The organism is Parvularcula bermudensis HTCC2503, assembly GCF_000152825.2.
Classification (GTDB): Bacteria; Pseudomonadota; Alphaproteobacteria; order Caulobacterales; family Parvularculaceae; genus Parvularcula; species Parvularcula bermudensis.
Map to the genome: position 1 here is coordinate 2,727,835 of NC_014414.1, position 21,170 is coordinate 2,749,004.

Annotated in this window: 20 protein-coding genes; 10 read left to right on the top strand and 10 right to left on the bottom strand. The window is 56.7% G+C overall.

All coding sequences use genetic code 11. From position 1 onward, the window contains the following. Positions 1-20 precede the first annotated feature (20 nt). The 4 genes from PB2503_RS12765 (at position 21) to PB2503_RS12780 (ending at position 2,662) form a co-directional block, all read left to right on the top strand. Positions 21-227, top strand: coding sequence for a twin transmembrane helix small protein (locus PB2503_RS12765; protein ID WP_041535713.1), 207 nt, complete (start codon positions 21-23; stop codon positions 225-227). A gap of 9 nt (positions 228-236) precedes the next feature. Further along, positions 237-815, top strand: a complete 579-nt coding sequence (locus PB2503_RS12770) for a cob(I)yrinic acid a,c-diamide adenosyltransferase (protein ID WP_013301675.1) — start codon at positions 237-239, stop codon at positions 813-815. A 126-nt stretch (positions 816-941) separates the two neighbouring features. Continuing rightward, positions 942-1,691: an electron transfer flavoprotein subunit beta/FixA family protein gene (locus tag PB2503_RS12775; RefSeq protein WP_013301676.1), complete on the top strand. Its 750-nt coding sequence runs from the start codon at positions 942-944 to the stop codon at positions 1,689-1,691. A 41-nt stretch (positions 1,692-1,732) separates the two neighbouring features. Then, entirely contained in the window at positions 1,733-2,662 is a 930-nt protein-coding gene (locus tag PB2503_RS12780) for an electron transfer flavoprotein subunit alpha/FixB family protein (RefSeq protein ID WP_013301677.1), read from the top strand. 205 nt (positions 2,663-2,867) lie between these two features. On the opposite strand, the gene PB2503_RS12785 is transcribed toward PB2503_RS12780, so the two are convergent. The 6 genes from PB2503_RS12785 to ndhC form a co-directional block, all read right to left on the bottom strand. Next, positions 2,868-3,659 carry a competence/damage-inducible protein A gene (locus PB2503_RS12785; protein WP_013301678.1) on the bottom strand — a complete coding sequence of 264 codons (792 nt, stop codon included), beginning with the start codon at positions 3,657-3,659 and terminating at the stop codon, positions 2,868-2,870. Positions 3,660-3,674: 15 nt separating this feature from the next. Beyond that, positions 3,675-4,895: an NADH-quinone oxidoreductase subunit D gene (locus PB2503_RS12790; RefSeq protein WP_013301679.1), complete on the bottom strand. Its 1,221-nt coding sequence runs from the start codon at positions 4,893-4,895 to the stop codon at positions 3,675-3,677. A 3-nt stretch (positions 4,896-4,898) separates the two neighbouring features. Continuing rightward, the gene (locus PB2503_RS12795; protein ID WP_013301680.1) at positions 4,899-5,318 is read right to left on the bottom strand and encodes a GFA family protein; all 420 of its coding nucleotides are present in this window, start codon (positions 5,316-5,318) and stop codon (positions 4,899-4,901) included. Positions 5,319-5,321: 3 nt separating this feature from the next. Next, entirely contained in the window at positions 5,322-5,924 is a 603-nt protein-coding gene (locus PB2503_RS12800; RefSeq protein WP_013301681.1) for an NADH-quinone oxidoreductase subunit C, read from the bottom strand. A 70-nt stretch (positions 5,925-5,994) separates the two neighbouring features. Continuing rightward, entirely contained in the window at positions 5,995-6,570 is a 576-nt protein-coding gene (locus PB2503_RS12805; protein ID WP_041535716.1) for a NuoB/complex I 20 kDa subunit family protein, read from the bottom strand. A gap of 95 nt (positions 6,571-6,665) precedes the next feature. Then, entirely contained in the window at positions 6,666-7,061 is a 396-nt protein-coding gene (gene ndhC / locus PB2503_RS12810) for an NADH-quinone oxidoreductase subunit A (protein ID WP_013301683.1), read from the bottom strand. A gap of 359 nt (positions 7,062-7,420) precedes the next feature. Between ndhC and PB2503_RS12815 the strand changes: the two genes are divergently transcribed. The 6 genes from PB2503_RS12815 (at position 7,421) to PB2503_RS12840 (ending at position 14,865) form a co-directional block, all read left to right on the top strand. Further along, on the top strand, positions 7,421-9,769 hold the full coding sequence (locus tag PB2503_RS12815; protein ID WP_013301684.1) for a response regulator: 2,349 nt from the start codon (positions 7,421-7,423) through the stop codon (positions 9,767-9,769). Next, positions 9,763-10,161, top strand: a complete 399-nt coding sequence (locus PB2503_RS12820; protein ID WP_013301685.1) for a response regulator — start codon at positions 9,763-9,765, stop codon at positions 10,159-10,161. Before PB2503_RS12815 ends, PB2503_RS12820 begins: the two co-directional genes overlap by 7 nt. After that, positions 10,158-11,432 carry an ATP-binding response regulator gene (locus PB2503_RS12825; protein ID WP_013301686.1) on the top strand — a complete coding sequence of 425 codons (1,275 nt, stop codon included), beginning with the start codon at positions 10,158-10,160 and terminating at the stop codon, positions 11,430-11,432. Before PB2503_RS12820 ends, PB2503_RS12825 begins: the two co-directional genes overlap by 4 nt. Positions 11,433-11,493: 61 nt before the next feature. Continuing rightward, entirely contained in the window at positions 11,494-13,530 is a 2,037-nt protein-coding gene (locus tag PB2503_RS12830; RefSeq protein WP_013301687.1) for a TonB-dependent receptor plug domain-containing protein, read from the top strand. A 64-nt stretch (positions 13,531-13,594) separates the two neighbouring features. Further along, complete coding sequence (locus tag PB2503_RS12835) at positions 13,595-14,128, top strand: YfiR family protein (RefSeq protein ID WP_158305856.1); 534 nt, start codon at positions 13,595-13,597, stop codon at positions 14,126-14,128. After that, positions 14,125-14,865: a PEP-CTERM/exosortase system-associated acyltransferase gene (locus PB2503_RS12840; protein WP_013301689.1), complete on the top strand. Its 741-nt coding sequence runs from the start codon at positions 14,125-14,127 to the stop codon at positions 14,863-14,865. Before PB2503_RS12835 ends, PB2503_RS12840 begins: the two co-directional genes overlap by 4 nt. 149 nt (positions 14,866-15,014) lie before the next feature. Here the strand turns inward: PB2503_RS12840 and PB2503_RS12845 are convergent, their stop codons facing one another. The 4 genes from PB2503_RS12845 to ggpS all read right to left on the bottom strand — a co-directional run bounded on the left by PB2503_RS12845 (position 15,015) and on the right by ggpS (position 21,165). Further along, the gene (locus PB2503_RS12845; protein WP_013301690.1) at positions 15,015-16,712 is read right to left on the bottom strand and encodes a response regulator; all 1,698 of its coding nucleotides are present in this window, start codon (positions 16,710-16,712) and stop codon (positions 15,015-15,017) included. 242 nt (positions 16,713-16,954) lie between these two features. Further along, the gene (locus PB2503_RS12850) at positions 16,955-17,662 is read right to left on the bottom strand and encodes an OmpW/AlkL family protein (RefSeq protein WP_049782015.1); all 708 of its coding nucleotides are present in this window, start codon (positions 17,660-17,662) and stop codon (positions 16,955-16,957) included. Between the two features lie 180 nt (positions 17,663-17,842). Continuing rightward, positions 17,843-19,423, bottom strand: a complete 1,581-nt coding sequence (locus PB2503_RS12855) for a sodium:solute symporter (protein WP_013301692.1) — start codon at positions 19,421-19,423, stop codon at positions 17,843-17,845. Between the two features lie 206 nt (positions 19,424-19,629). Further along, on the bottom strand, positions 19,630-21,165 hold the full coding sequence (ggpS, locus tag PB2503_RS12860) for a glucosylglycerol-phosphate synthase (protein WP_013301693.1): 1,536 nt from the start codon (positions 21,163-21,165) through the stop codon (positions 19,630-19,632). Between the last annotated feature and the right edge of the window lie 5 nt (positions 21,166-21,170).

Below are 21,170 nucleotides of genomic sequence, written 5' to 3' on the forward strand. Positions count from 1 at the left end.
TTTCTCAAGAGGATTTATCGATGACCAATGTACTTCTCTACTTTCTCATCCCCCTGGCGGTGCTGGCGACAACCATCGCCTTGGGCTTTGGGATCTACTCCCTTGCCAAGGGCGGGCACTTCGCCAAGGAACATTCAAACAAGCTCATGCGTTTGCGGGTGATGTTTCAGGGCATTGCGCTGCTCCTGATGGCGCTTCTCGTTGTGTTGTTGGGCAATCAAGGATAACCGGCGCCCGTGGTGAGATTGACGCGTATCTATACCGGGACCGGCGATGACGGCACGACGGGGCTCGTCACAGGCGACCGTGTCGACAAAACTTCACCGCGCATCTGTGCCATGGGCGATGTCGATGAATTGAATGCGGCCATCGGGGTCGCGCTATCCGTGGTCACCGCCGACGATATTCGCGGCACCCTTCTCGCCATTCAGAACGACCTTTTCGACCTTGGGGCCGATCTTGCCACCCCCAAGGACGTGCGGGGCGCCCTGCGCCTGTCCGACACGGGGCCCCAGCGTCTTGAACGGGCCATCGACGCCCTTAACGAGGCGCTCCCGCCCTTGCAAAGCTTCGTCCTGCCCTCCGGCCCCGGCGGCGCCGGTCACCTGCACCTGGCACGGGCCATTGCCCGCCGGGCGGAACGCCGGGTCATCGCCCTGGCGCGATCGGCCGATCTGCCAGAACCGCTCAATCCGATCCTAGCCGTCTACCTCAACCGGCTTTCGGACTATCTGTTTGTGGCGGCGCGAAGCGTCGCGCGAGCCGCCGGTGGCGAGGTCACATGGGTCCCCGGCCTGAGTGCTGATGAGACGTAAGGGCGCGCGTCCTGTAAGAGCGGGACGGCGCCCTGTTGACCGGTACGGGCTTGCCCTCGTACATGCCGGTCTAGACATTGACTAGATTGGGCGCCCCCGCGCCCGCGCAACAAGGAGAGACGCCCGATGAAAATTCTCGTCCCAGTGAAGCGTGTCGTCGACTACAATGTGAAGGTTCGGGTGAAACCCGATCAATCAGGTGTCGATCTCGCCAATGTGAAGATGTCGATGAACCCCTTCGACGAAATCGCCGTCGAAGAGGCCGTTCGCCTGAAGGAAGCCGGTACCGCAGAGGAAATCGTCGTGATCTCCATCGGTCCTGAGAAAGCCCAGGACCAAATTCGCCAGGCGCTCGCCATGGGGGCTGATCGCGGCATCCTGGTCACCACCGACAGCGATCTCGAAAGCCTTGCCGTCGCGAAAATCCTCCAAAAGGTTTGCGACGAAGAGAAGCCTGAAATTGTCATGATGGGCAAACAGGCAATCGATGACGACCGCAGTCAGACCGGCCAAATGCTGGCGGCTCTGATGGGGTGGTCCCAGGGGACCTTCGCGTCGGAAGTGAAAAAGGACGGCGACAAGCTGCATGTGACGCGCGAGATCGATGGCGGTCTTCAGACCATCGCCCTCTCCCTCCCGGCGATCGTGACGGCGGATTTGCGCCTGAACGAGCCGCGTTATGCGTCGCTTCCCAATATCATGAAGGCCAAAAAGAAACCGCTCGACAAGAAATCCGTCGAGGATTTTGGCGTCGATACCGCGCCCCGCCTCGAAGTTCTGAAAGTGACGGAGCCACCGAAGCGCGAGGCCGGCATCATTGTTGAGAGCGTCGATCAATTGGTCGACAAGCTGAAAAACGAAGCGGGCGTCATTTAACCGGCTGCCGACAACAGCAAACGAGAGGAAGGATAAAGATTATGGCTATTCTTGTCGTCGCCGACCATTCCAATGACAGTTTGAGCGACTCCACCAGCAAGACTGTTACCGCCGCAACCAAGATGGGCGGGGATATCGACATCCTCGTTGCGGGGGAAAATGCCGGACCCGCCGCCGAAGCCGCCGCGAAGATTTCCGGTGTGCGCAAAGTGCTCCATGCCGACAATGCGGCCTACGCCAAACAATTGGCCGAGCCGATGGCTGAACTGATCGCCAAGGCCGCCGAGGGCTATGACGCGATCCTGGCGCCCGCAGGCACCAGTGGGCGGAATTTCATGCCTCGGGTCGCCGCGAAGCTCGACGTCATGCAGATCTCCGCCATTACGGGTGTGGAGAGCGCCGACACCTTCCTCCGTCCGATCTATGCCGGTAACGCCATATCGACCGTCAAATCGAGCGATAAAGTGAAGGTCATCACTGTTCAAGCCACAGCGTTTGAAGCGCCGGCCATGGACGGGTCAGCCAGTGTCGAGACCATCGACGCGGCGGATCTACCTTCTCTGTCCGAATTCGTCGGTGAGGAATTGTCGCAATCCGACCGTCCCGACCTCCAAGGCGCCAAAATCGTGGTTTCCGGCGGTCGTGCGCTCGCGTCCTCCGAAAACTTCGAGAAATATATCTATCCGCTTGCGGACAAGCTGAACGCGGCGGTCGGTGCGTCGCGCGCCGCGGTCGACGCGGGATATATGTCGAACGATTATCAGGTCGGTCAGACGGGTAAGGTCGTCGCTCCCGAGCTGTATATCGCTATCGGCATTTCCGGTGCGATCCAGCACCTCGCGGGGATGAAGGATTCCAAGATCATCGTCGCGATCAACAAGGACGAAGAGGCGCCGATTTTCCAGGTTGCCGATTATGGCCTGGTCGCGGATCTGTTCGAGGCCGTACCCGCGCTGCAAGAGAAAGTCTGATCATTCTTGATCGGCATGAAGAGGAGCTGGTCTGACGGGCCTGCTCCTTTTTTTTCGCCATGATGCGACAGGAGGGCGGCGCGTGGTCCTGCCTGTGCCCGTGCGCTGTGCCATTCCAAGTGAAATAGGCGCCGGGTCGGATCAAGAATATGCGATTAAAACAAAGGCCTAGAGACGCTTTGCGCCCTCAAGTGACCTGACCGCTCTAGGAAGCCGCCTGGCGAGCGACATATCCTTCGACCGTGTGGGCCTCAACCCCATTGGCTCTGAACAACCCTTCAACAGCCTCGGCCGCCCTGCGGGCGACACCGGCATTGAGCGAGCGGCAAACGATCTGCAATTCGCCTCCCTTCCCGGTCGGCCCTGGATAGCTCCCAATACGGAGGCCCTTCATCGCCCTTTCAAGGGCCACCAACCCTTCGGCCAGGCGGCTCTCAGGTCCGGCGCCGATGACGGAGAAAACCGTCATCCTCGGCCCCCTTTTGAGCTCGACATCGATCGCTTCCAACATGGCATTGAAGATGGCCGGCACACCGGCAAGGACATAAACCGTCCCCACACGGACGCCCGGCGCCCCCGATACGCTATTAGGGATAAGCGCTGCGCCCTCCGGCACGCGCGCCATGCGCCGACGCGCATCGGTCACCGCCTCACCCTTCTCCGCGTAAAAGTCAGAGAGGATCTGGAGGGCCTCCTCGCTTTCGCTCACCGGCAGGTCGAAGGCCGCGCCTATGGCATCGATGGTGATGTCATCGTGGGTCGGACCGATCCCGCCGCTGGTAAAGACGAGATCCGCCTTCTCCCGCAGGTCATTCACGGACTGAACGATCTGATCGTGATCATCACGAACGATCCGTACCTCAACAAGATCGATACCTCGCTGATCGAGCCAGCCCGCAAGATGATGGGCGTTCGCATCGCGGGTTCGCCCATTGAGAAGCTCTTCGCCGATGGCGAGCATCGCCGCGGTCGGCCTGAGGGAGGGCGCCTCGTCCATGCTCACTTCTCCCGCTTAACGGTCGACTTCGCCGAAGACGATATCAAGGGTGCCGATAATAGCCGATACGTCGGCGAGCATATGGCCGCGATTCATCCAATCCATGGCCTGAAGATGAGCATATCCAGGCGCTCTGATCTTGCAGCGATAAGGTTTGTTCGTTCCCTGAGAAACCAAATAAACCCCAAACTCCCCCTTCGGCGCCTCGACAGCGGCATAGGCCTCGCCGGCAGGAACTTTTGGCCCCTCAGTATAGAGTTTAAAATGATTGATGAGCGCTTCCATCGACGTTTTCATCTCGCCGCGCCGAGGGGGGCCAATTCGCGGATCCTCGGTCATGATCGGGCCAGGCTCTATCAGGGCAAGGCACTGTTTCATGATCTTGAGGGATTGCTTCATCTCCTCGATCCGCACGAGGTAGCGATCGTAGCAATCCCCGTTCTTCCCAATGGCAATATCGAAATCGAGTTCATCATAGATTTCGTAGGGCTGGGATTTGCGCAGATCCCACGGCACCCCCGACCCGCGCAACATGACGCCGGAAAAGCCCCAAGCGAAGGCTTCCTCTCGACTGACGACGCCGATATCCACGTTCCGCTGCTTGAAGATTCGATTGTCCGTAATCAGACCTTCAATGTCGTCGAGCACTTGGGGGAAGGTCTCACACCATTCACCGATATCGTCGAGAAGGTCTTGGGGCAGATCCTGATGTACGCCGCCAACACGGAAATAGGCCGCATGCAAACGAGCACCGCAAGCCCGTTCGTAGAAGACCATCAGCTTTTCCCGCTCCTCAAAGCCCCAGAGGGGTGGGGTCAGCGCCCCGACATCCATGGCTTGGGTCGTAATATTAAGGAGGTGGGAAAGCTGTCGACCGATTTCGCAGTAGAGCGTTCGAATAATTTTCGCTCGACGAGGGACATCGAGTTCGAGCAATTTCTCCGCCGCCAGAACGAAGGCGTGTTCCTGATTCATCGGCGCGACATAGTCGAGACGATCGAAATAAGGGATCGCCTGGAGATAGGTCTTGTATTCGATTAACTTCTCCGTACCGCGATGGAGCAAGCCGATATGCGGATCGACGCGCTCAACGATCTCGCCATCGAGCTCAAGGACGAGACGAAGCACACCGTGCGCGGCCGGGTGCTGCGGCCCGAAATTAATCGTAAACGGACGGTCGGAAGATGCATCCGAGGCGGAATCCTCAACCACGACGGTGCGGGTACCATCAGCCATTTATCAACTCTTTCCTTCCGAGAATGCCTTCATGACATCCGCTTCAGTCATCATCTTGTGCTTGCCGGCAAAGGCGTAATAGGTGGGCTTGCTGTCGACGAAGATTTCCGTCGTGAACGTCATATCGGAAACATCATCGAAGGCCCCGGCGTGAACGGATGTCATGGACTTGTCCCGAAGTCGCCAGAAAAGCGAGCTGCCACATGTCTTGCAAAAGCCGCGCTCGCCCCAGTCGGAGGATTGATACCAACCGACAGCCGCCTCCTCCTCGATCTGAAGGGAGCCGCCGCACATCACGGCCATGACCGGCCCGCCGGCCGTCTTGCGGCACATGCCGCAATGGCACGCATCGATCTCGTTCTTTTCCGGCTCAGCCGTGAACCTGACAGCGCCGCAGAGGCAACTTCCGGTCTTCTTTGCCATAGGTCAGTCCGCCTTTTCATCGCCTGGGAGCACATAGTCGCTTCCGCGCCAGGGGCTGAGCGTATCGAAATTCCTGAACTCTTGCGCGAGTTCCACAGGCTCATACACGACGCGAGACTGTTCGTCGTCCCACCTAACCTCCGTGAACCCCGTCAGCGGAAAGTCCTTTCGCAAGGGATATCCTTCGAAGCCATAATCAGTCAGGATACGGCGCAAATCGGGGTGTCCGTCGAACACGATGCCATACATATCGAAGGCTTCGCGCTCATACCAATCCGCATTAGGAAAGATTGACCGAACACTCGGACAGCTATCGCTTTGACCAACCGGCACCTTAATCCTGATGCGGGTGTTATTGTGCAGTGACAAAAGGTGATAGACGACCTCGAACCGCTTGCGTCTTTCCGGGTAATCGACGCCGCACAAATCGATCAACTGGACAAACCGGCAAATCGGATCGTCGCGAAGAAATTTCAACGTATCGACGATTTTGCCGGCGGCGACGGTCACGGAGAGCTCGCCAAAGGCCACCTCCTGCGCGATGATCGCCTCTCCGCCCCAGGCGGCAATGTGGTCTTTCAGTTCAATCAGGTCGTCCATGCTCATGTCCTGCATCCCCTGGTCCTGCATCCCCTGAAGCGTCGCCGTCCGGTGCGGCGTCGGCGCGAAGGGAGCGTCACCGCCGAATGGTGCCTTCCCGCCGCATCTTCTTTTGCAATTGCAGGAGCCCGTAGATCAGCGCCTCGGCGGTCGGTGGGCAGCCCGGAACATAGATGTCCACTGGAACGATACGGTCACAGCCGCGCACCACCGAATAGCTGTAATGATAGTACCCGCCGCCATTCGCGCAGGACCCCATTGAGACAACGTACCGGGGCGCCGGCATCTGGTCGTAAACCTTGCGGAGAGCGGGCGCCATCTTGTTGGTCAGCGTCCCAGCGACAATCATCAGATCGGACTGGCGGGGGCTGGCGCGGGGGGCCATGCCGAACCGCTCCATATCGTAGCGGGGCATCGAGGCTTGCATCATTTCGACCGCGCAGCAGGCGAGGCCGAAGGTCATCCACATGAGCGACCCTGTGCGCGCCCAGTTGATGACCGCATCCGCTGGAGCCGTGATAAACCCCTGATCGGCCAGTTCACGATTGAGACTGGTGAAGAAAGGATCCTCGTCATCGGGGTGATAGCCCTCGACCCGTGACCTGGCCGCCGTACCATAGGGCAGATTGGCGGGGGAAATGACGCTCGGCATCTGACCGGCCGGCGCGACATCCGCGATCGGTGCCCCCGTAACAGTGGTCTCCTCGGGCGCGACGATCGGCGCCCCTTCCTTCGTGTCGGAGTCCTTTAGCGCCATTCAAGCGCTCCTTTCTTCCACTCATAGAGAAAGCCGATGAAAAACACCGCCAGAAAGACGGCCATCGACCAGAAGGCATAGATTTGGAACCCGCGATCCATCCCGAGTTCAGGATTGAAGAGCGTGACCGCCCAAGGGAACAAAAAGGCCACGTCCAGATCCACAATGATGAAGAGGATCGCCACGATATAGAACTGAACATCGAATTTCAGTCGCGCATCCTCAAACGCCTCAAAGCCGCATTCATAGGTTGAGAGCTTTTCTGGGTCCGGCTCATTCGGCGCAAGGACAACGGGAAGGACGAGAAACAAGATCCCCAAAACCGACGCCAACCCGGCGAAGATAATGATCGGGAGATAGTCCTGAAGGAATGCGGCATCCGCCATGGGTCAAATCCTTTTCGTCCAATCGTCCGGTTCGCCGGCTCGATCCCGTGATCGGGAGTTTAGTGCGCCGACCGATCGGTGTCCTCTGACACGAGGTCGCCCCCGTGATGTGACATCCGTTTAGCGTCTTTTGCGCTGCCGTGAAGGGCCGATCACCGCCTCACTGGCCCTTTGGCTCTTAGCACAAGCTTACGCCTTGCTCTTTAGGGGGCATTGCGCCCCTGTCCCGCGAATAGGTCGGAAGTGACGGAAAATACACCTTGTTGACCTAGAGCGAGGGGTGATGCGGCCTCCCGCACGGGTCGCAGCGCGCAAAAAAAGGCCCCGGCCGCGATCGCCGGCAGAAAGAGGTAGCGTACATGGCCTTCGGGACAAGTCTTCGTCGGCGAGTGGAGCAGCTATCGTTCCGCAACAAAATGGGCCTCGCCACGATTTTTGCCTGCGCGCTCTGCGTGGCGACAGCCTGTGTTGCCTTCACCCTGCACGAATTAACGACCTATCGCGATGGCTTTGAGCAGGAACAGCACGGCCTGGCGGAGGTTCTCGCCTCTAATGTGACCGCCGCCGTCCTGTTCGGCGACGAAACCATGGCATCGGATCTTCTAGGCGCCATTCGGCTGGTCCCGCAAATCGACGCCGCCTACATTCTCGCCGATGGCCGGCTCTTTGCGTATTATGAAAGTGCCGCCGCCCTCCCGAAAGACCCGCAGCTGCTCAAATCGTTCACCGAGGGCTATCCGGGGCCGACCCTGAAGGTCCCGGTGATCAGTGACGGGGAGCATATTGGCGAGCTGTTCCTCCTCACCAACAATGACGAGTTAAAGGGGACGATTTCGTCATATTTGACGATCGCCACCCTCGTGTTTCTCGGCGCCTGTCTGATGGCCATGACCCTCGCCCATTGGGAGGCGCGGGCCATCTACTCCCCGATCTTGCGTCTTCGAACCATTATCCAGTCGATTCGGGAGACCCGGGACTATTCCGCCCGGGTCGAAACCGTGCCGGACAAGGATTTCGGTCGCCTGATCGATAGCTTTAACGCCATGCTGGCGGAAATCGAAAATCGTGACGAACGGCTAGAACGGGTTGTCGGCGACCTGGTCATGGCGCGCGACGCCGCCGATACCGCCAACAAATCAAAATCCCAATTCTTGGCGAATATGAGCCACGAGCTCCGGACCCCCCTGAACGCGATCATCAATTACGCCGAAATCATCATTGAGGACCTCGAAGACGTAAAGGGTGATGAAGCCTCAACCGAAAGCCTCGAAACCGCCTCATCCGATTTGGCGAAGATCAAAAGTGCCGGGATTCACCTCCTGACCCTCATCAATGGCATCCTCGACCTCTCCAAAATCGAGGCGGGGCGGATGGAAATCGATGCCTATGCCTTTGATCTGAAGATGACCCTGCGGGAAGTGGCCGACACTGTACGCCCCGCCGCCGAGCAGAACGGCAACCAATTGGTGATGCGCGTCGATGACCACGTCGGCACCATTGTCACCGACGGTATGAAACTGAAGCAATGCATCCTCAACCTGTTGAGCAATGCCTGCAAGTTTACCAAAGATGGAACCGTCAGCACAGAAATCAGATCGATTTCGGTCAAGGACGTACCATCCGTGGAAATCGTCGTGGCCGATACGGGCATTGGTATGGATGCCCACCAAATCGAGAGCCTGTTCGAAGCCTTTGTCCAGGCCGATGCTTCGACGACCCGACAATATGGCGGCACCGGCCTCGGCCTGGCCATCACCAAGCGTATGGTCGAATTGCTAGGCGGGACAATCCGGGTGGAGAGCGAACTGGGGACAGGCAGTCGCTTTATTATCATCGTCCCTTGCCAGCATCCTGCCGCCGAAAATATCGAAGTCGAAGATGTGTCAGCCGATATTGAGCACACCTTCCCCGGGACTCTCCCCGAAGCGCAAGGGACAGAGCGTCAGATTGCCCTTATCGTCGACGACGACGCGGCGGCGCGGGATCTGATGGCGCGTATCGTTCTTCGGCTTAATTACGAGGTTCGCTTTGCGAAAGACGGTGAACAGGCCCTGGCGATGATTGCCGAGGAAGACCCCGCTGTCATCGTTCTCGACCTCCACATGCCACGGATGAATGGTTGGACGCTTCTCCAACACCTCAAACGGCACGAGGAATACGCCGACATTCCGGTCATTGTCGTCAGTGTGGACGAGGATAGGGCGGCATGCCTAAAATTAGGGGCCGAAGACTATTTCACCAAGCCGCTCAATCGTCTGGAACTTGAACGGGCACTGATGTCCTATGCCGGAACGATTGATGGACGTGTACTGATCGTCGAAGACAATGAAAACGCAGTTGACCTCCTTAGTCGAGCTGCCAGTCAATTGGGGTTTGGTGTCGAGGTCGCCCGGTCGGCTGAGGCGGGACTGACCCTACTTTCCAAAGAGCCCTATCAGGGGATCATCCTCGATCTCGGCCTGCCGGGAATGAATGGCTTTGAATTTTTGTCGGTCTTACGAGAGACCCCGGATCTTCGCGAGATCCCTGTGATCGTCTTTTCCGCGCAAGAGCTCGACGACGACCAATTATCGACCTTGTCGACGAACGCGCAGGGCTACTTCCAAAAGGGCAATGTTTCACCGCGCGCAGTGCTCCGCAATCTGGTCAAGAAATCCAATTCGAGACATGGCCCGGAGGATCAGGAAGAGGTGAATTCCGCATGCTGATACTGATCGCTGAAGACAACGAAGATAACCTCGAAATCCTGACCCGGCGCTTGAAACGAAAGGGGCACGACTTGATCTGTGCCCGCGACGGCCAGGAAGCGTTAGACATGGCGTGCGACGCCCTCCCCGACATTATCCTGATGGACATCAGCATGCCGATATTGTCGGGCATTGAAGCAACACAGCAGATTCGCAAACATCCCCCCTTGCAGGAAACGCCGATTATCGCCCTCACCGCACACGCCATGGCCTCTGATCGGGAAAAATGCCTCTCAGCCGGGTGCACGGAATTCGCAACAAAACCCATCGATTTCAAAGCCCTGCTAGGAATAATCGAAAGGCTTACGAAAGAGCCGTCCACCGATCATACGGCATCTCGGCAGACCCTATGAAACGCACAATTTTCATCGTCGATGACGAATCCTACAACCGTGATATCGGGGCACGTGTCGTCAAACGCATGGGGCACGACGCGGAAACCTTTGCCGATGGTGCATCGGTGATCGCACGGATCGAGGAGACCACACCGGACGCCATTTTGCTCGACATCCACATGCCGCGTCAGAACGGTCTTGAGGTGTTAAAACAGCTGCGCCAGCAATTTGCCAAATCGGCCCTCCCCATCTTGATGGTCACCGCGGATACGGGCACCGAGAAAATCGTCGAAGCCTTTCATTCTGGGGCAAACGATTATGTGACGAAACCAATCGACAGTCAGACGCTGCGCGCTCGTCTCTCGACTCACCTTGAGCTCAAAGGCGCCGTCGAGCAGATCGAAGAATTCGCCAAAGGCGCCGAACGGCTGGTCGCAGAACGCACCCTTGACCTGCAAAAGCGCAACGAAGATCTCCAGCGAGAAATCCGCCTCAGGTTCGAAGCAGAACGGGTACTGGAGAAGAAAAAAGATGCCGCCGAGCGGGAGAGCGAAGAAAAGAGCGAGTTCCTTGCCATTCTCACGCACGAACTCAAGACCCCTCTTAATATCACGTCGGGTTTTGCTGAGCTGATCGCAAAAGACCACGAACACAGTCTCAGCCCCGGGCAATGTCGGGAATATGCTGGATACATTCACGACAGCTCCATCGGCCTGACCCGGATCATCGAAGACATTCTCATTCTCTCCGACGACAAGGAAACGAGGGAGGAAGATGAGAGTGAAATTTCGGTCGTCGACCTTGTCGCATCGGCCGAGCACGCCCTCAAACCTCCGGCAGCCGAACGACGCATCACCGTCGAGGCGGAGATCGATCGCGCCTTAATCCTTCGGGGGAATAAAGGTCGCCTGGCCGTCGCCCTTCGTCATATCCTCTCAAATGCCGTGAAATTCTCCCGCCCCGGCCAGACCTGTTCGGTCACAGCCCATATCCGAGAAGACTTCGGGATGGATATTTCGGTGATTGATAAGGGCATCGGTATGGACGACGCGCTTTTGGGGGAAGTGCTTCGCCCATTCCGCCAAGTGTCCAGCGGGCTTGATCGTCAATTCGAGGGGCTTGGCCTTGGACTGCCGGTGACCCGCCTGATCGTTGAGCAACATGGCGGTACCCTCACCCTTTCTAGCCGCCCCGGAGAAGGCACGACGGTGACGGTCAGCTTCCCCGCCGAGCGCACAATGATGAACTACCAGACACCTAAGACCAACTGGCAAACGCAAGCCTCATAGCTTTTTGAAAATCTTTAGGTCTTTTTGATAGTAAATGCGGGTATTCAGACGAGAATTTTGTATGAAGAAGACAAAACCCACTCTTGGGAAGCTTCTCCTCCTTGGATCTTTGTCTTCCATGGCGCTGTGCGTTGGCGGGGCGTCCGCCCAAAACGCCCATGATTTCACCGGCATGTCGCTTGAAGAGTTAATGAGTGTCGAAGTGACGACCGTGTCGAAGCGGCGCGAAGTCGCCTCGGACGCCGCCGCTGCCGTCTTTGTTTTGACCCGTGCAGATATCGAACGGTCGGGCGCGACGACGATCCCAGATGCGCTTCGCTTGGTTCCCGGCCTGACCGTCTCGCAGATCAATGCCAATACCTGGGGGGTGACCGTTCGCGGGTTCAACTCGCGCTTCGCCAACAAGCTCTTGGTGATGATCGATGGGCGTAGCGTCTTTACCCCCCTCTTTTCAGGGGTGAACTGGGACAAGCAAAATATCCTCCTCGAAGAGATCGAACGGATCGAAATTGTCCGGGGACCGGGGGGGACGCTCTGGGGCGCAAACTCCGTCAATGGGGTGATCAATATCATCACCCGCTCGGCCAAGGACTCCCAGGGCGCTCTCTTCAAGGCGGGGGTCGGTAACGAGCTGGAACGGCAATTGATAGCGCGGGTTGGCGGGACCTTGGGGGACAAGGGCGCTTATCGCGTTTATACCAAACACGAGGCCTATGACGGCTCGACGACGGCAGAGGGGATCGACGCCAATGATGATTGGAATATCCTCACTGGCGGGATCAGGGCTGACCTTGATCTGAGCTCCACAGACGCCCTAATGGTGAACGCTGAGTTCACCACCATCGAGGCGGGGGAAACCCTCGACCTGCCGCTCCTCACCGCCCCTTACAGCGTCCGGAGCCCTGCCGATATTGAGCGCGATAACGCCCATATCCTGACCCGCTGGACACGGACGATGGAAAATGATCGTGAATTGTCCATACAAGCGTATATAGACCATAGCGACATCACGATCCCCCAAGGCCAGGAAGAGCGCACAACTTTCGATATCGCGCTTCAGCATTCGACAAACATCGCACAAGACCATCATCTATTGTTCGGCCTCGGCTATCGTTCTATTGCAGATGAGATTAAGAACAGTAGCTTCGTCAGCATCACGAACAATGAAACTATAGTCGAGATCGTCAGCGGATTTGTTCAAGACATCTATGACGTCAGCGACGATTTCAAGCTGACCTTCGGTTCCAAATTTTCGTACAATGATTATACGGGCTTTGAATTGCAGCCTTCTGCGCGCTTCATTTGGCAGCCGTCGGAAAGCCAGACCTATTGGGGCGCGATTTCTCGCGCCGTCCGCATTCCCTCCCGCGTCGAGGATCAGGTTCAGCTGATCGGCACGGTCGTGCCGCCGCTCACCCCGACGACCAATCCCCGCCCCCTTCCCGCCGCTTTTGTCTTTACCGGGTCGGACAAAGTTGAGTCCGAAACCCTGGTGTCCTTGGAACTGGGTGCGCGCTTCCGTCCAGCACCCGGTATTTCCGTCGACCTTGCAACCTTCTACAACGATTACGACAATCTTCGCGCTTCGTCGCTCCAGGCGCCGCAGCCGGGAATACTGAACGGCGAGATGGCCACGATCGTTCCCCTGACGGTCGCCGATGTTGTTTCCGCCCAGAGCTTCGGTACGGAAATGGTCGCAAACTGGCAGGTCAAGCCGAACTGGCGCCTACAGGGCACTCTCACCCTGATCGACTTCAACACAGATGACCTCGACGACCCAACCCTCATAGCAACGCCTGCGGGGTCGCGGGATCCAGCCTCCCAGGCGACCTTCCGCTCCCTGCATGATGTAAACGACCGTATCAATTTCGACTTCGTCGTCAGATATGTCGACAATCTCGAAGACTTCGATATCGATGACTACACGCAACTCGATATTCACGGTAGCTACGATCTCTCCGATCGCGTCAGCCTTTCGGTGGCAGGCAGGAATCTCCTCGACGATGAGCATTACGAATTCGGGGTTGATCCCAGTTATGCCACCTTACCAACGGCTGTAGAGAGAAGCTTCTTCATTAGTCTGACGGCGCAGTATTGAGGGGTCATCAGACAGTCCGATGGCGATGATCCCTCGATATATCCACGCCGCACTTCGAAAGAGAGTGCTCGCCATTCTCGCGATGGTCGCGACAGTGCTCGCGATGACCTCTCCTGCCGCCGCCTCTCAGGACGCCGCGGCGGAAGAAGCACTAAAGGCGGCGTTCATCTATAACTTCGCCAAGTTCACCCAATGGCCTGATCTCGATCAGGACGACCCGGTTCATTTCTGTATTCAGACAGACACGATCGACACCAGGATTTTTGCCGGGTGGGAACAAAAATCCCTCAAAGGTCACCCCATCAAGGTATCCTTCGTCAGCGGAGATACCAACACCTTACCGAAAGATTGCTCTCTTCTTTTCATTCGCTACACTGAGGCAGAAACACTCCTCTCCCTGCTGAAAAAAGCGAATGACGCCAACATCCTGACCGTCTCCGACCGCGTCAACTTTGCGTCAAATGGCGGTCATATCGAACTGTTTCAAGAAGACAAAAAACTGAGGTTCCGCGTCAATTTAAGCGCCCTCAATAACGCTCGGCTCTCACTTGGATCCGGCATGTTGCGTTTGGCCGAACTTGTGAAGAGCAAGCGATGACCGGCCAAGCAAACTCACCCCTCAAAACCGGCCACTCTACTGGTTTCATGATGCGCAGTCATGGCAGCGTAGACAAGCATTTCGATCTTGAGCTGAAATACTCCAGCGATCGGGACCACGTGCTGCAGTGCCAGCGTCTAAGATACAAAGTCTATTGCGTCGAACGCGGGTGGTATGATGAAGTCACCTTCGAAGATGGGCGGGAGCACGATGAATTCGACGACAGATCCGTTCACGCCCTGATTACCCGCCTTCGCACTGGCGAAGGGGTCGGGGTTGTTCGGATGATTTTGCCGGAGAATAACGGAAACGGTCCGAACCTCCCTATCCAGGAAATCGACCCTTCCCCTCTGTCGCTGATTAGCAATCATGTGGACTTTGATCGTATGGCCGAAATTTCGCGGTTTGCGATCACCCGAGACTATCTCAAGGCCCAAGTCGGACAATCCATCGGTCAAAAGCGTCAAGGCTTTTCCCATCTGTCCTTGGGTCTCCTGCGCGCAGTGGTCCTGATGTCACGGGACAACAATATACGTTATTTGTGTGCGACCATGGAATATACCCTACTGACCCTGTTCGCGCGGGTGGGTATTCGGTTCATCCCCTTGGGCGAACCGCGCTCCTATCATGGCATCCGTCAGCCCTGCTATTGCGATCTCAACCAAGTGAAGGATGAGATGCGCATGCTCGCACCGGAATTCTTCTCCCAGGTGTTTGACAGCAACGACCCCTTCTAGAGCATTCTCAAGAGAATCGGCAGTCGGTTCGTGCAAAGAGAATACGATAGAAGTGAAACGGCTCTAGATCGGCAACGATCAATCGGAGTCGTGAATTATCTCTCTTTCGTCTGTATAAGGCCTCTGCAGTAGGCTGCAGAGGAGAACGGTCAACCGACGGCCTCAACGCCAATATCGGCTGCCATGCCGTGGGCATCCAGAACTTGCCGTATTCGGCGCAAGAGATCGTCGGGCTCAAAGGGCTTTGAGACAAAGTCACTGGCCCCGGCCTCCATGCAGGCCGTGATCTCTCCGGGAGAGGCATTTGCGGACAGGGCAACGATAGGCATGTCCTGATGCGGACCCTCTTCGGCTCGGACATGTCTCATCAGCGCAAGCCCGTCGACGACAGGCATCCGAATATCCGTGACCAGAAGAGAATATCGCTTCATTTCAAGCTTTGACAACGCGTCTTGACCGTTTTTGGCAACATCGACGTCAGGGGATAATCTCGACAATACAGTTCGTGCAAGGAGGGCATTGATTGGATTATCCTCCGCCAGGAGAATGCGCATCCTGTCTTGCTGTGTATCGGAGGCAACGTATTCGTCTTCCGAAAGATCTTTGCCCGTAACTTGTGCGATCAAGCTTTTTGTCCGGACAGGCTTTAACAGATAGGCGTCGAATCCCATCCGCCGGAATGAATCGTACCGCCCACGGGCCGCATCCGTCAGCAGCACCACAGAGCGCTGAGCCACCCCTGTCAATTCAGCGCCATAGGTTGTCGCCAGGACCATATCCATCAATAGACACGCATTAGGGGTCCTGGCCAGCCATGCCTTGACCATTGGAACGCTATCGGAGACCAAGTATCGATTGATACCAAGGCCGGACAATTGAAGCTCCATTGCACGTCGCTGGATCTTAGATCGTATACAGACAGCTACGGGAAACTCAGGTTCGATACGGTGTTTCAGGTCTTCGGCTGGCTGATCGACTTTTGAAACGAAGTTGAACGTAAAAGCACTGCCCTCCCCCGGCACGCTCTCAACAACGATGTCGCCCCCCATGGCCCTCGCCAGATTGCGCGCAATAGCCAAGCCAAGCCCTGTCCCTTCGGACCGGTCACCAGCTGCGCGCGCGCCACGATCAAATTGCTCGAAGATCGACGACTGGCGCTCGGGATCGATCCCCACGCCGGTATCTTCGATCCGTACAGAAATATTCGTCGTTCCGGCCTGATCGTCTGGATCGGCGGTCATAAAGACCGCAATGCCGCCTCGATCGGTAAATTTCACGGCGTTGCCAAGGATATTGAAAATGACCTGTTTGATACGCCCCTCATCGGCGAAAACCGTCTGGGGTACCGCCGGATCGACGAAACTCGCGATATCGAGATCCTTTTGGGCACAGCGCGGCGCCAAGAGTTCGGTCACGGCTTCGACGATAATCCGCAGATTGGTCGGCTCTTCCTCAAGCTCGATCCTCCCCGCTTCCAAGCGTGAGAAATCGAGGAGATCATTGATCAGCGTCAGGAGGTCTTCTCCACTCTGACGAATCGCTTTGACGTAGCAGTCCTGGCTCGCCGAAAGATTGCCGTCGAGAAGGAGGCCCGCCATCCCCAATATACCGTTCAGCGGCGTCCGCAACTCATGACTGATGGTTGCGACATGGTGGGACGTTGCCCCTCTAGGAAGGTGTGATGTGGTCTTAGAGAGAGCGACCATGGCACGGCCCCCTCCAAGGGCGTAGGTCGTCGTTTCGAACTCATCCCCGGCCACCAGGCCCGCTTGAAAAGCCGGAAGTTCCTCCCCGAGTCTGACGGTGTATCCCGCCTCGGTCAAAATATCTCCAAAGGACCGAGACATCTGCAGCACTTTTCCCTCTGGATCCAAGAAACAGAGAGGGTCGGCTCCCATGGAGAGAATGTCTTCCGGATGCACGCGCTGCCACCACCCCTTCGAGTCGAAGAAGTGATAGGGCCATCAGGTGAAGGAAGCTCAAAAAACTCCCGACAAATTGAGTTGGTTTGTCAGGGCAAGAAGAAAGGAACCGGGACTGGCGCCTTTCCTCGTTTCGTTGTTTTACTGACATTTCCATCGTTAAACGATTAGAAACGGAAACTGAGCCCCGCGCTATAAACGGTCGGATCGAGCTTAACCCGCGCATCCCCCTTAACCAGCAGCGCCAGAGATTCAGGGTCGATCAGCTTGAATTGGTTGTCCGCCTCAAGCTCAATCTTTTTGACGTCGGCAAAGACACCGATATTCTCGGTCAATTTCACGTTCACCCCGGCAGTCACCCCCCAGCCGGCGTGATTATCGACTTGCAAGCGTTCAAGGGTGTCTTCTTCCTCGTCGAACACAATCACATAAGTCGCTGCGACGCCGATATAGGGGCTGATCCTGCCGTCCACATTGAAATGATAACGGGCCTGGATCACCGGCGGGCCGTACCAAACGTCACCAAAATCCCCCAAAGCTCGCAAAGACCCCCGGGCCTTAATGGTGGAGGTCGGCGGCACCCCCAATGTCGCCGCGATCGAGACATTCCGCGTGAGAAAATAACCGATCTCAAAACTCGGCGTGATGACGTCCTCAACGGATACCGTGGAATTGGGAATCGACAGATCTTCGATTAAAGTTCTGTCACCGAAAACGACGTCGGTCGTGACGATGCCATTACTATCGAAATCAATCTGGGTTGCGCCAACGTTGAGATAGAAATTGTCGATCCAATTCGGCATAGCCTGCGCATTTGCGCCAAAGATCATCGTACTCGCCGCTAAAACGCCACTTGCGGTCGCTCGAACGCCCATTGGATTATCCTCACCTGTTTCACATTTTATTAATGATTGCTCCTATGAGAACAAGAGGCCGACGTCAAACACTTTAGTGGATAAGGTAAATTTGATTACTTGTATGCTGCAAAGCAATAAGAAGTAATACTGGGCCTAATTACCGATCTCGCCTGAAACACTGTGAGGACAGCGTCAACATTATCGGAATACGACAATAACGAGGAGGGTAAGAATTGCGACGACGGCGCCCAGTATCCTTACATCGGCAAACCAAAGCCGGGCGGTAACTGTCAGATCCGTCCTGCGGACCACGCCCTCCAGCGATTCCCCAGCCTGCGTGGGCATCACCTCTGATAGCACCAATCCAACGGCCATCCATACCGCCGTGGCAATACCGGCAACGATCGTAAAATGAGGCAATCCGTCGGGGATTTCCATAGCGGCGTAACTGGCCCTGTAAATAAACACCCCCGCCCCGATCGCATGCCCCATAATCAGCGTCGCCAACATCGCTCTCCCTCGGGCACGACGCCAGAACAGGCCCAGGAGAGAAACAGCGACGACCGGCGGCACGGCATAGCTGAAGACCTGCTGAATATAGGAAAAGACCCCGGGAAATTCGCGGATCACCAAGGGCCACAAGGTGGCAATGACCATCAGCCCCCCGGTGGTCCAACGACCGACGGCAAGGATCCGCTCGGACGACCAGGAGCGACGGTCCACCTCAAGAAAATCGTGCAGAACAAGAGTCGTCGCCGCGTTAAGCGTTGAGTCCACGGTGGACATTATCGCCGCGATCAACCCTGCGATGACGAGACCGGCAAGACCCACCGGCAGAAATTCCGCCACCAGGGCCGAGAAAACCTGATCGCTATTTTCAAGCCCAGGAAGAAGACTAAGGGCCATGGCCCCCGGAAGCGCCATAATGAACAGAGGGGCAAGTTTCAGGAGACCCGCAAAGATTGCCGCCCGTTGCGCCGTTTCGATGTTCCGGGCCGCCAAGACCCGTTGAATGACATATTGGTTCATTGACCAATAAAACCAGCCAAGCACCGGCACACCGATGACCAGACCGAGCCAGGGCAAAGCGGGATCGTCGAGGGGGCGGACCAGTGATAAATGGCCCGAGGGCAGGGATTGAATGACGTTCGACCACTGATAATCGAACTCGCCGAAAAGGATAAAGGTAAGAACCGTTGCCCCCAAAAGCAGGATAATGGCCTGCGCGATGTCGGTGTAGACCACGGCCCTTAACCCCCCTGCCGCAGTGTAGATCCCGGCGATCACCGCAAGACCGACAGAGAGGGGAAAGAAGGGAATTGCCGGTAGAAATGTGCGCAACACCACGACCCCCGCATAGACGCTGGCGGCCATATCCACAAACACCGTCAAGAAAATCGTCAGGACAGAGACATATTTGCGCAAGCCTCCACCGAAACGACGCTCGAAATATTCGGGGACGGTCGTCATTTTGAGGCGCAGAAAAACAGGAATCGTCGAGAAGGCCATGGCAACCAATAAAAAGCCGGCCATCAATTCATAATTCGCGACGGATAACCCTGTACTGTAGGCTTGGCCGGTCAGACCAATAAGTGTCGTGCTCGAAATATTCGAAGCAAAGAGAGAAAACCCAACCGCCGCGACCCCGAGAGATCGACCCGCGAGGAACAGATCATCCCCGGTGGAAATGGACCGACTGACCGCCCACCCCACGCTCAGGACAAAAACGAAATAGATGAGGATGACGGCGAGATCAATCCAAGAAAGCGCCCCCTCCATATTGCCTCTCTAGAGCCGTTTCAGGTCCATCGACGTCGGAAAAACGTCGCAAGCCCTTGTTTTATCGCTTTTTCGACGCGAACTACTGCCCACTTTGCTTGGAAATGCTTTCGATCAAGCGGGGGGCCGGTCGCCGCGTCGTGGTTCTCTTGCTGTTGGCGGGAGCGCCATCTGAGGGGGCCAGCGCTCCTGCCCCTCTGGACTGATTAGGCCGCGTCTTCGGCCGCCCCCGTCGTCGCCTTTGTCGACTTTTTGCCGCGCAATTCATCGAACAAACCAGTCACATGCTGTGCCCAAAACCGGATGTCCCAAGTCGTCACCGTCTCGTAGAGCGCCTTCATTCGTTCCTTCCGCTCCTCCACCGACATATCGATAGCGCAATCGATGGCAGCGTCCATATCGTTGGCGGAATAGGGGTTGGTCAAAATGGCCTGCGGCAGTTCGACGGCGACGCCCGCAAATTCGGAGAGGACGAGCGCCCCGGAACTTCCCTCCTTGGCGGCGATATATTCCTTGGCCACAAGATTGAGCCCGTCACGAACCGGCGTGATCCAGCAGGTATCGGCAACCCGGAAATAACTCACCAATTCTTCGAAGGGAATAGGCCGCATGGTGAGCATAATCGGCGTCCAGCCAAGGGTGCCGTATTTGCCGTTGATAGAGCCCACGAGACGTTCGATCTCCCGCTGCGCGGTCCGATAGATCGTCATCCCCTGCGCCGCGGCGGCACAGACCATCATCAGCTTCACCTTCCCGGTCAGCTCCGGTCGGCGAGAGAGAAGTCTATCGAAAGCCTCAAGTGTCTCTTTAGCCCCCTTAGTATAGTCCACGCGGCCAACCGATATGATGAGATGCAGATCGCCGATCTCACTACGAATCTCCGCGACACGTTCCCCGGCATCAAAGCGTGACAGATAATCCTGGATCAGCGGCGGGTTGGTCCCAATAGGACGGGAATCAATCACGATCCGGCGCCCCTTATGTTCGATATAGGGGGTCACCGTTGGTTCTGAGAGCGCCATTCCCGACGATACCAAAGGCGGGAAAACATCGAGCCGGTCCGCAAGGTCCACACCGCGCAGCGCCCGCGCCACTCCACAGAAATTCTCCGCATATCGCGGAATGTGGAATCCCAACAAATCCGTACAGAGAAGACTGTCGACGATCTCCTCGCGCCAGGGAAGCACATTGAAAATATCAGCAGAAGGAAAGGGTGTGTGATGAAAGAAAGCGATCTTCGTATCGGGCTTGATCTTGCGGATGTAATAAGGGGCCAGCCACAAATTATAATCGTGGATCCAGATCAACCCATCGTCCGACACCTCTTCGCACGCCGCCTCGGCGAACAGCCGATTGACCTCCCTGAAAGTATCCCAATTGGAGTTTTCCGAACTGAACAGCCAGGGAAAGGAGTGCAGAACCGGCCAAAACGCCTCCTTCGACGTCACATGATAGAATGACTTCACCTGATCGGCACTGAGGGGCAGCCTGACGACATCATAGTCGCCATAATCGTCCTCGATCGTCACCCGCCGCTGAAACTTTGACTGTTGTTTCGGGGCCACCTGCTTCCAGGCGACCCACGTTCCCTTATCCGCCGAGGCGCAAAACCCTTTAAGAGTAGGGACGATCCCATTAGGGCTTTTATTCTCTTTGAAGGTGGTTTGTCCGTTTTCCACCACCTCCTCATAGGGTTGGCGATGATAAAGGATGACGAGATCAGATTTTGACTTGGTCGACATTGTCT

Excerpts from the sequence above, each read along its gene's own strand:
- ndhC (WP_013301683.1), bottom strand. The coding sequence starts at position 7,061 with ATGGCGGATGCCGCATTCCTTCAGGACTATCTCCCGATCATTATCTTC.
- PB2503_RS12815 (WP_013301684.1), top strand. The coding sequence starts at position 7,421 with ATGGCCTTCGGGACAAGTCTTCGTCGGCGAGTGGAGCAGCTATCGTTC.
- PB2503_RS12780 (WP_013301677.1), top strand. The coding sequence starts at position 1,733 with ATGGCTATTCTTGTCGTCGCCGACCATTCCAATGACAGTTTGAGCGAC.
- PB2503_RS12825 (WP_013301686.1), top strand. The coding sequence starts at position 10,158 with ATGAAACGCACAATTTTCATCGTCGATGACGAATCCTACAACCGTGAT.
- PB2503_RS12790 (WP_013301679.1), bottom strand. The coding sequence starts at position 4,895 with ATGGCTGATGGTACCCGCACCGTCGTGGTTGAGGATTCCGCCTCGGAT.
- PB2503_RS12765 (WP_041535713.1), top strand. The coding sequence starts at position 21 with ATGACCAATGTACTTCTCTACTTTCTCATCCCCCTGGCGGTGCTGGCG.
- PB2503_RS12795 (WP_013301680.1), bottom strand. The coding sequence starts at position 5,318 with ATGGCAAAGAAGACCGGAAGTTGCCTCTGCGGCGCTGTCAGGTTCACG.
- ggpS (WP_013301693.1), bottom strand. The coding sequence starts at position 21,165 with ATGTCGACCAAGTCAAAATCTGATCTCGTCATCCTTTATCATCGCCAA.
- PB2503_RS12820 (WP_013301685.1), top strand. The coding sequence starts at position 9,763 with ATGCTGATACTGATCGCTGAAGACAACGAAGATAACCTCGAAATCCTG.
- PB2503_RS12830 (WP_013301687.1), top strand. The coding sequence starts at position 11,494 with ATGAAGAAGACAAAACCCACTCTTGGGAAGCTTCTCCTCCTTGGATCT.
- PB2503_RS12785 (WP_013301678.1), bottom strand. The coding sequence starts at position 3,659 with ATGGACGAGGCGCCCTCCCTCAGGCCGACCGCGGCGATGCTCGCCATC.
- PB2503_RS12845 (WP_013301690.1), bottom strand. The coding sequence starts at position 16,712 with ATGTCTCGGTCCTTTGGAGATATTTTGACCGAGGCGGGATACACCGTC.
- PB2503_RS12800 (WP_013301681.1), bottom strand. The coding sequence starts at position 5,924 with ATGAGCATGGACGACCTGATTGAACTGAAAGACCACATTGCCGCCTGG.
- PB2503_RS12805 (WP_041535716.1), bottom strand. The coding sequence starts at position 6,570 with ATGCCGAGCGTCATTTCCCCCGCCAATCTGCCCTATGGTACGGCGGCC.
- PB2503_RS12855 (WP_013301692.1), bottom strand. The coding sequence starts at position 19,423 with ATGGAGGGGGCGCTTTCTTGGATTGATCTCGCCGTCATCCTCATCTAT.
- PB2503_RS12840 (WP_013301689.1), top strand. The coding sequence starts at position 14,125 with ATGACCGGCCAAGCAAACTCACCCCTCAAAACCGGCCACTCTACTGGT.
- PB2503_RS12775 (WP_013301676.1), top strand. The coding sequence starts at position 942 with ATGAAAATTCTCGTCCCAGTGAAGCGTGTCGTCGACTACAATGTGAAG.
- PB2503_RS12850 (WP_049782015.1), bottom strand. The coding sequence starts at position 17,662 with ATGGGCGTTCGAGCGACCGCAAGTGGCGTTTTAGCGGCGAGTACGATG.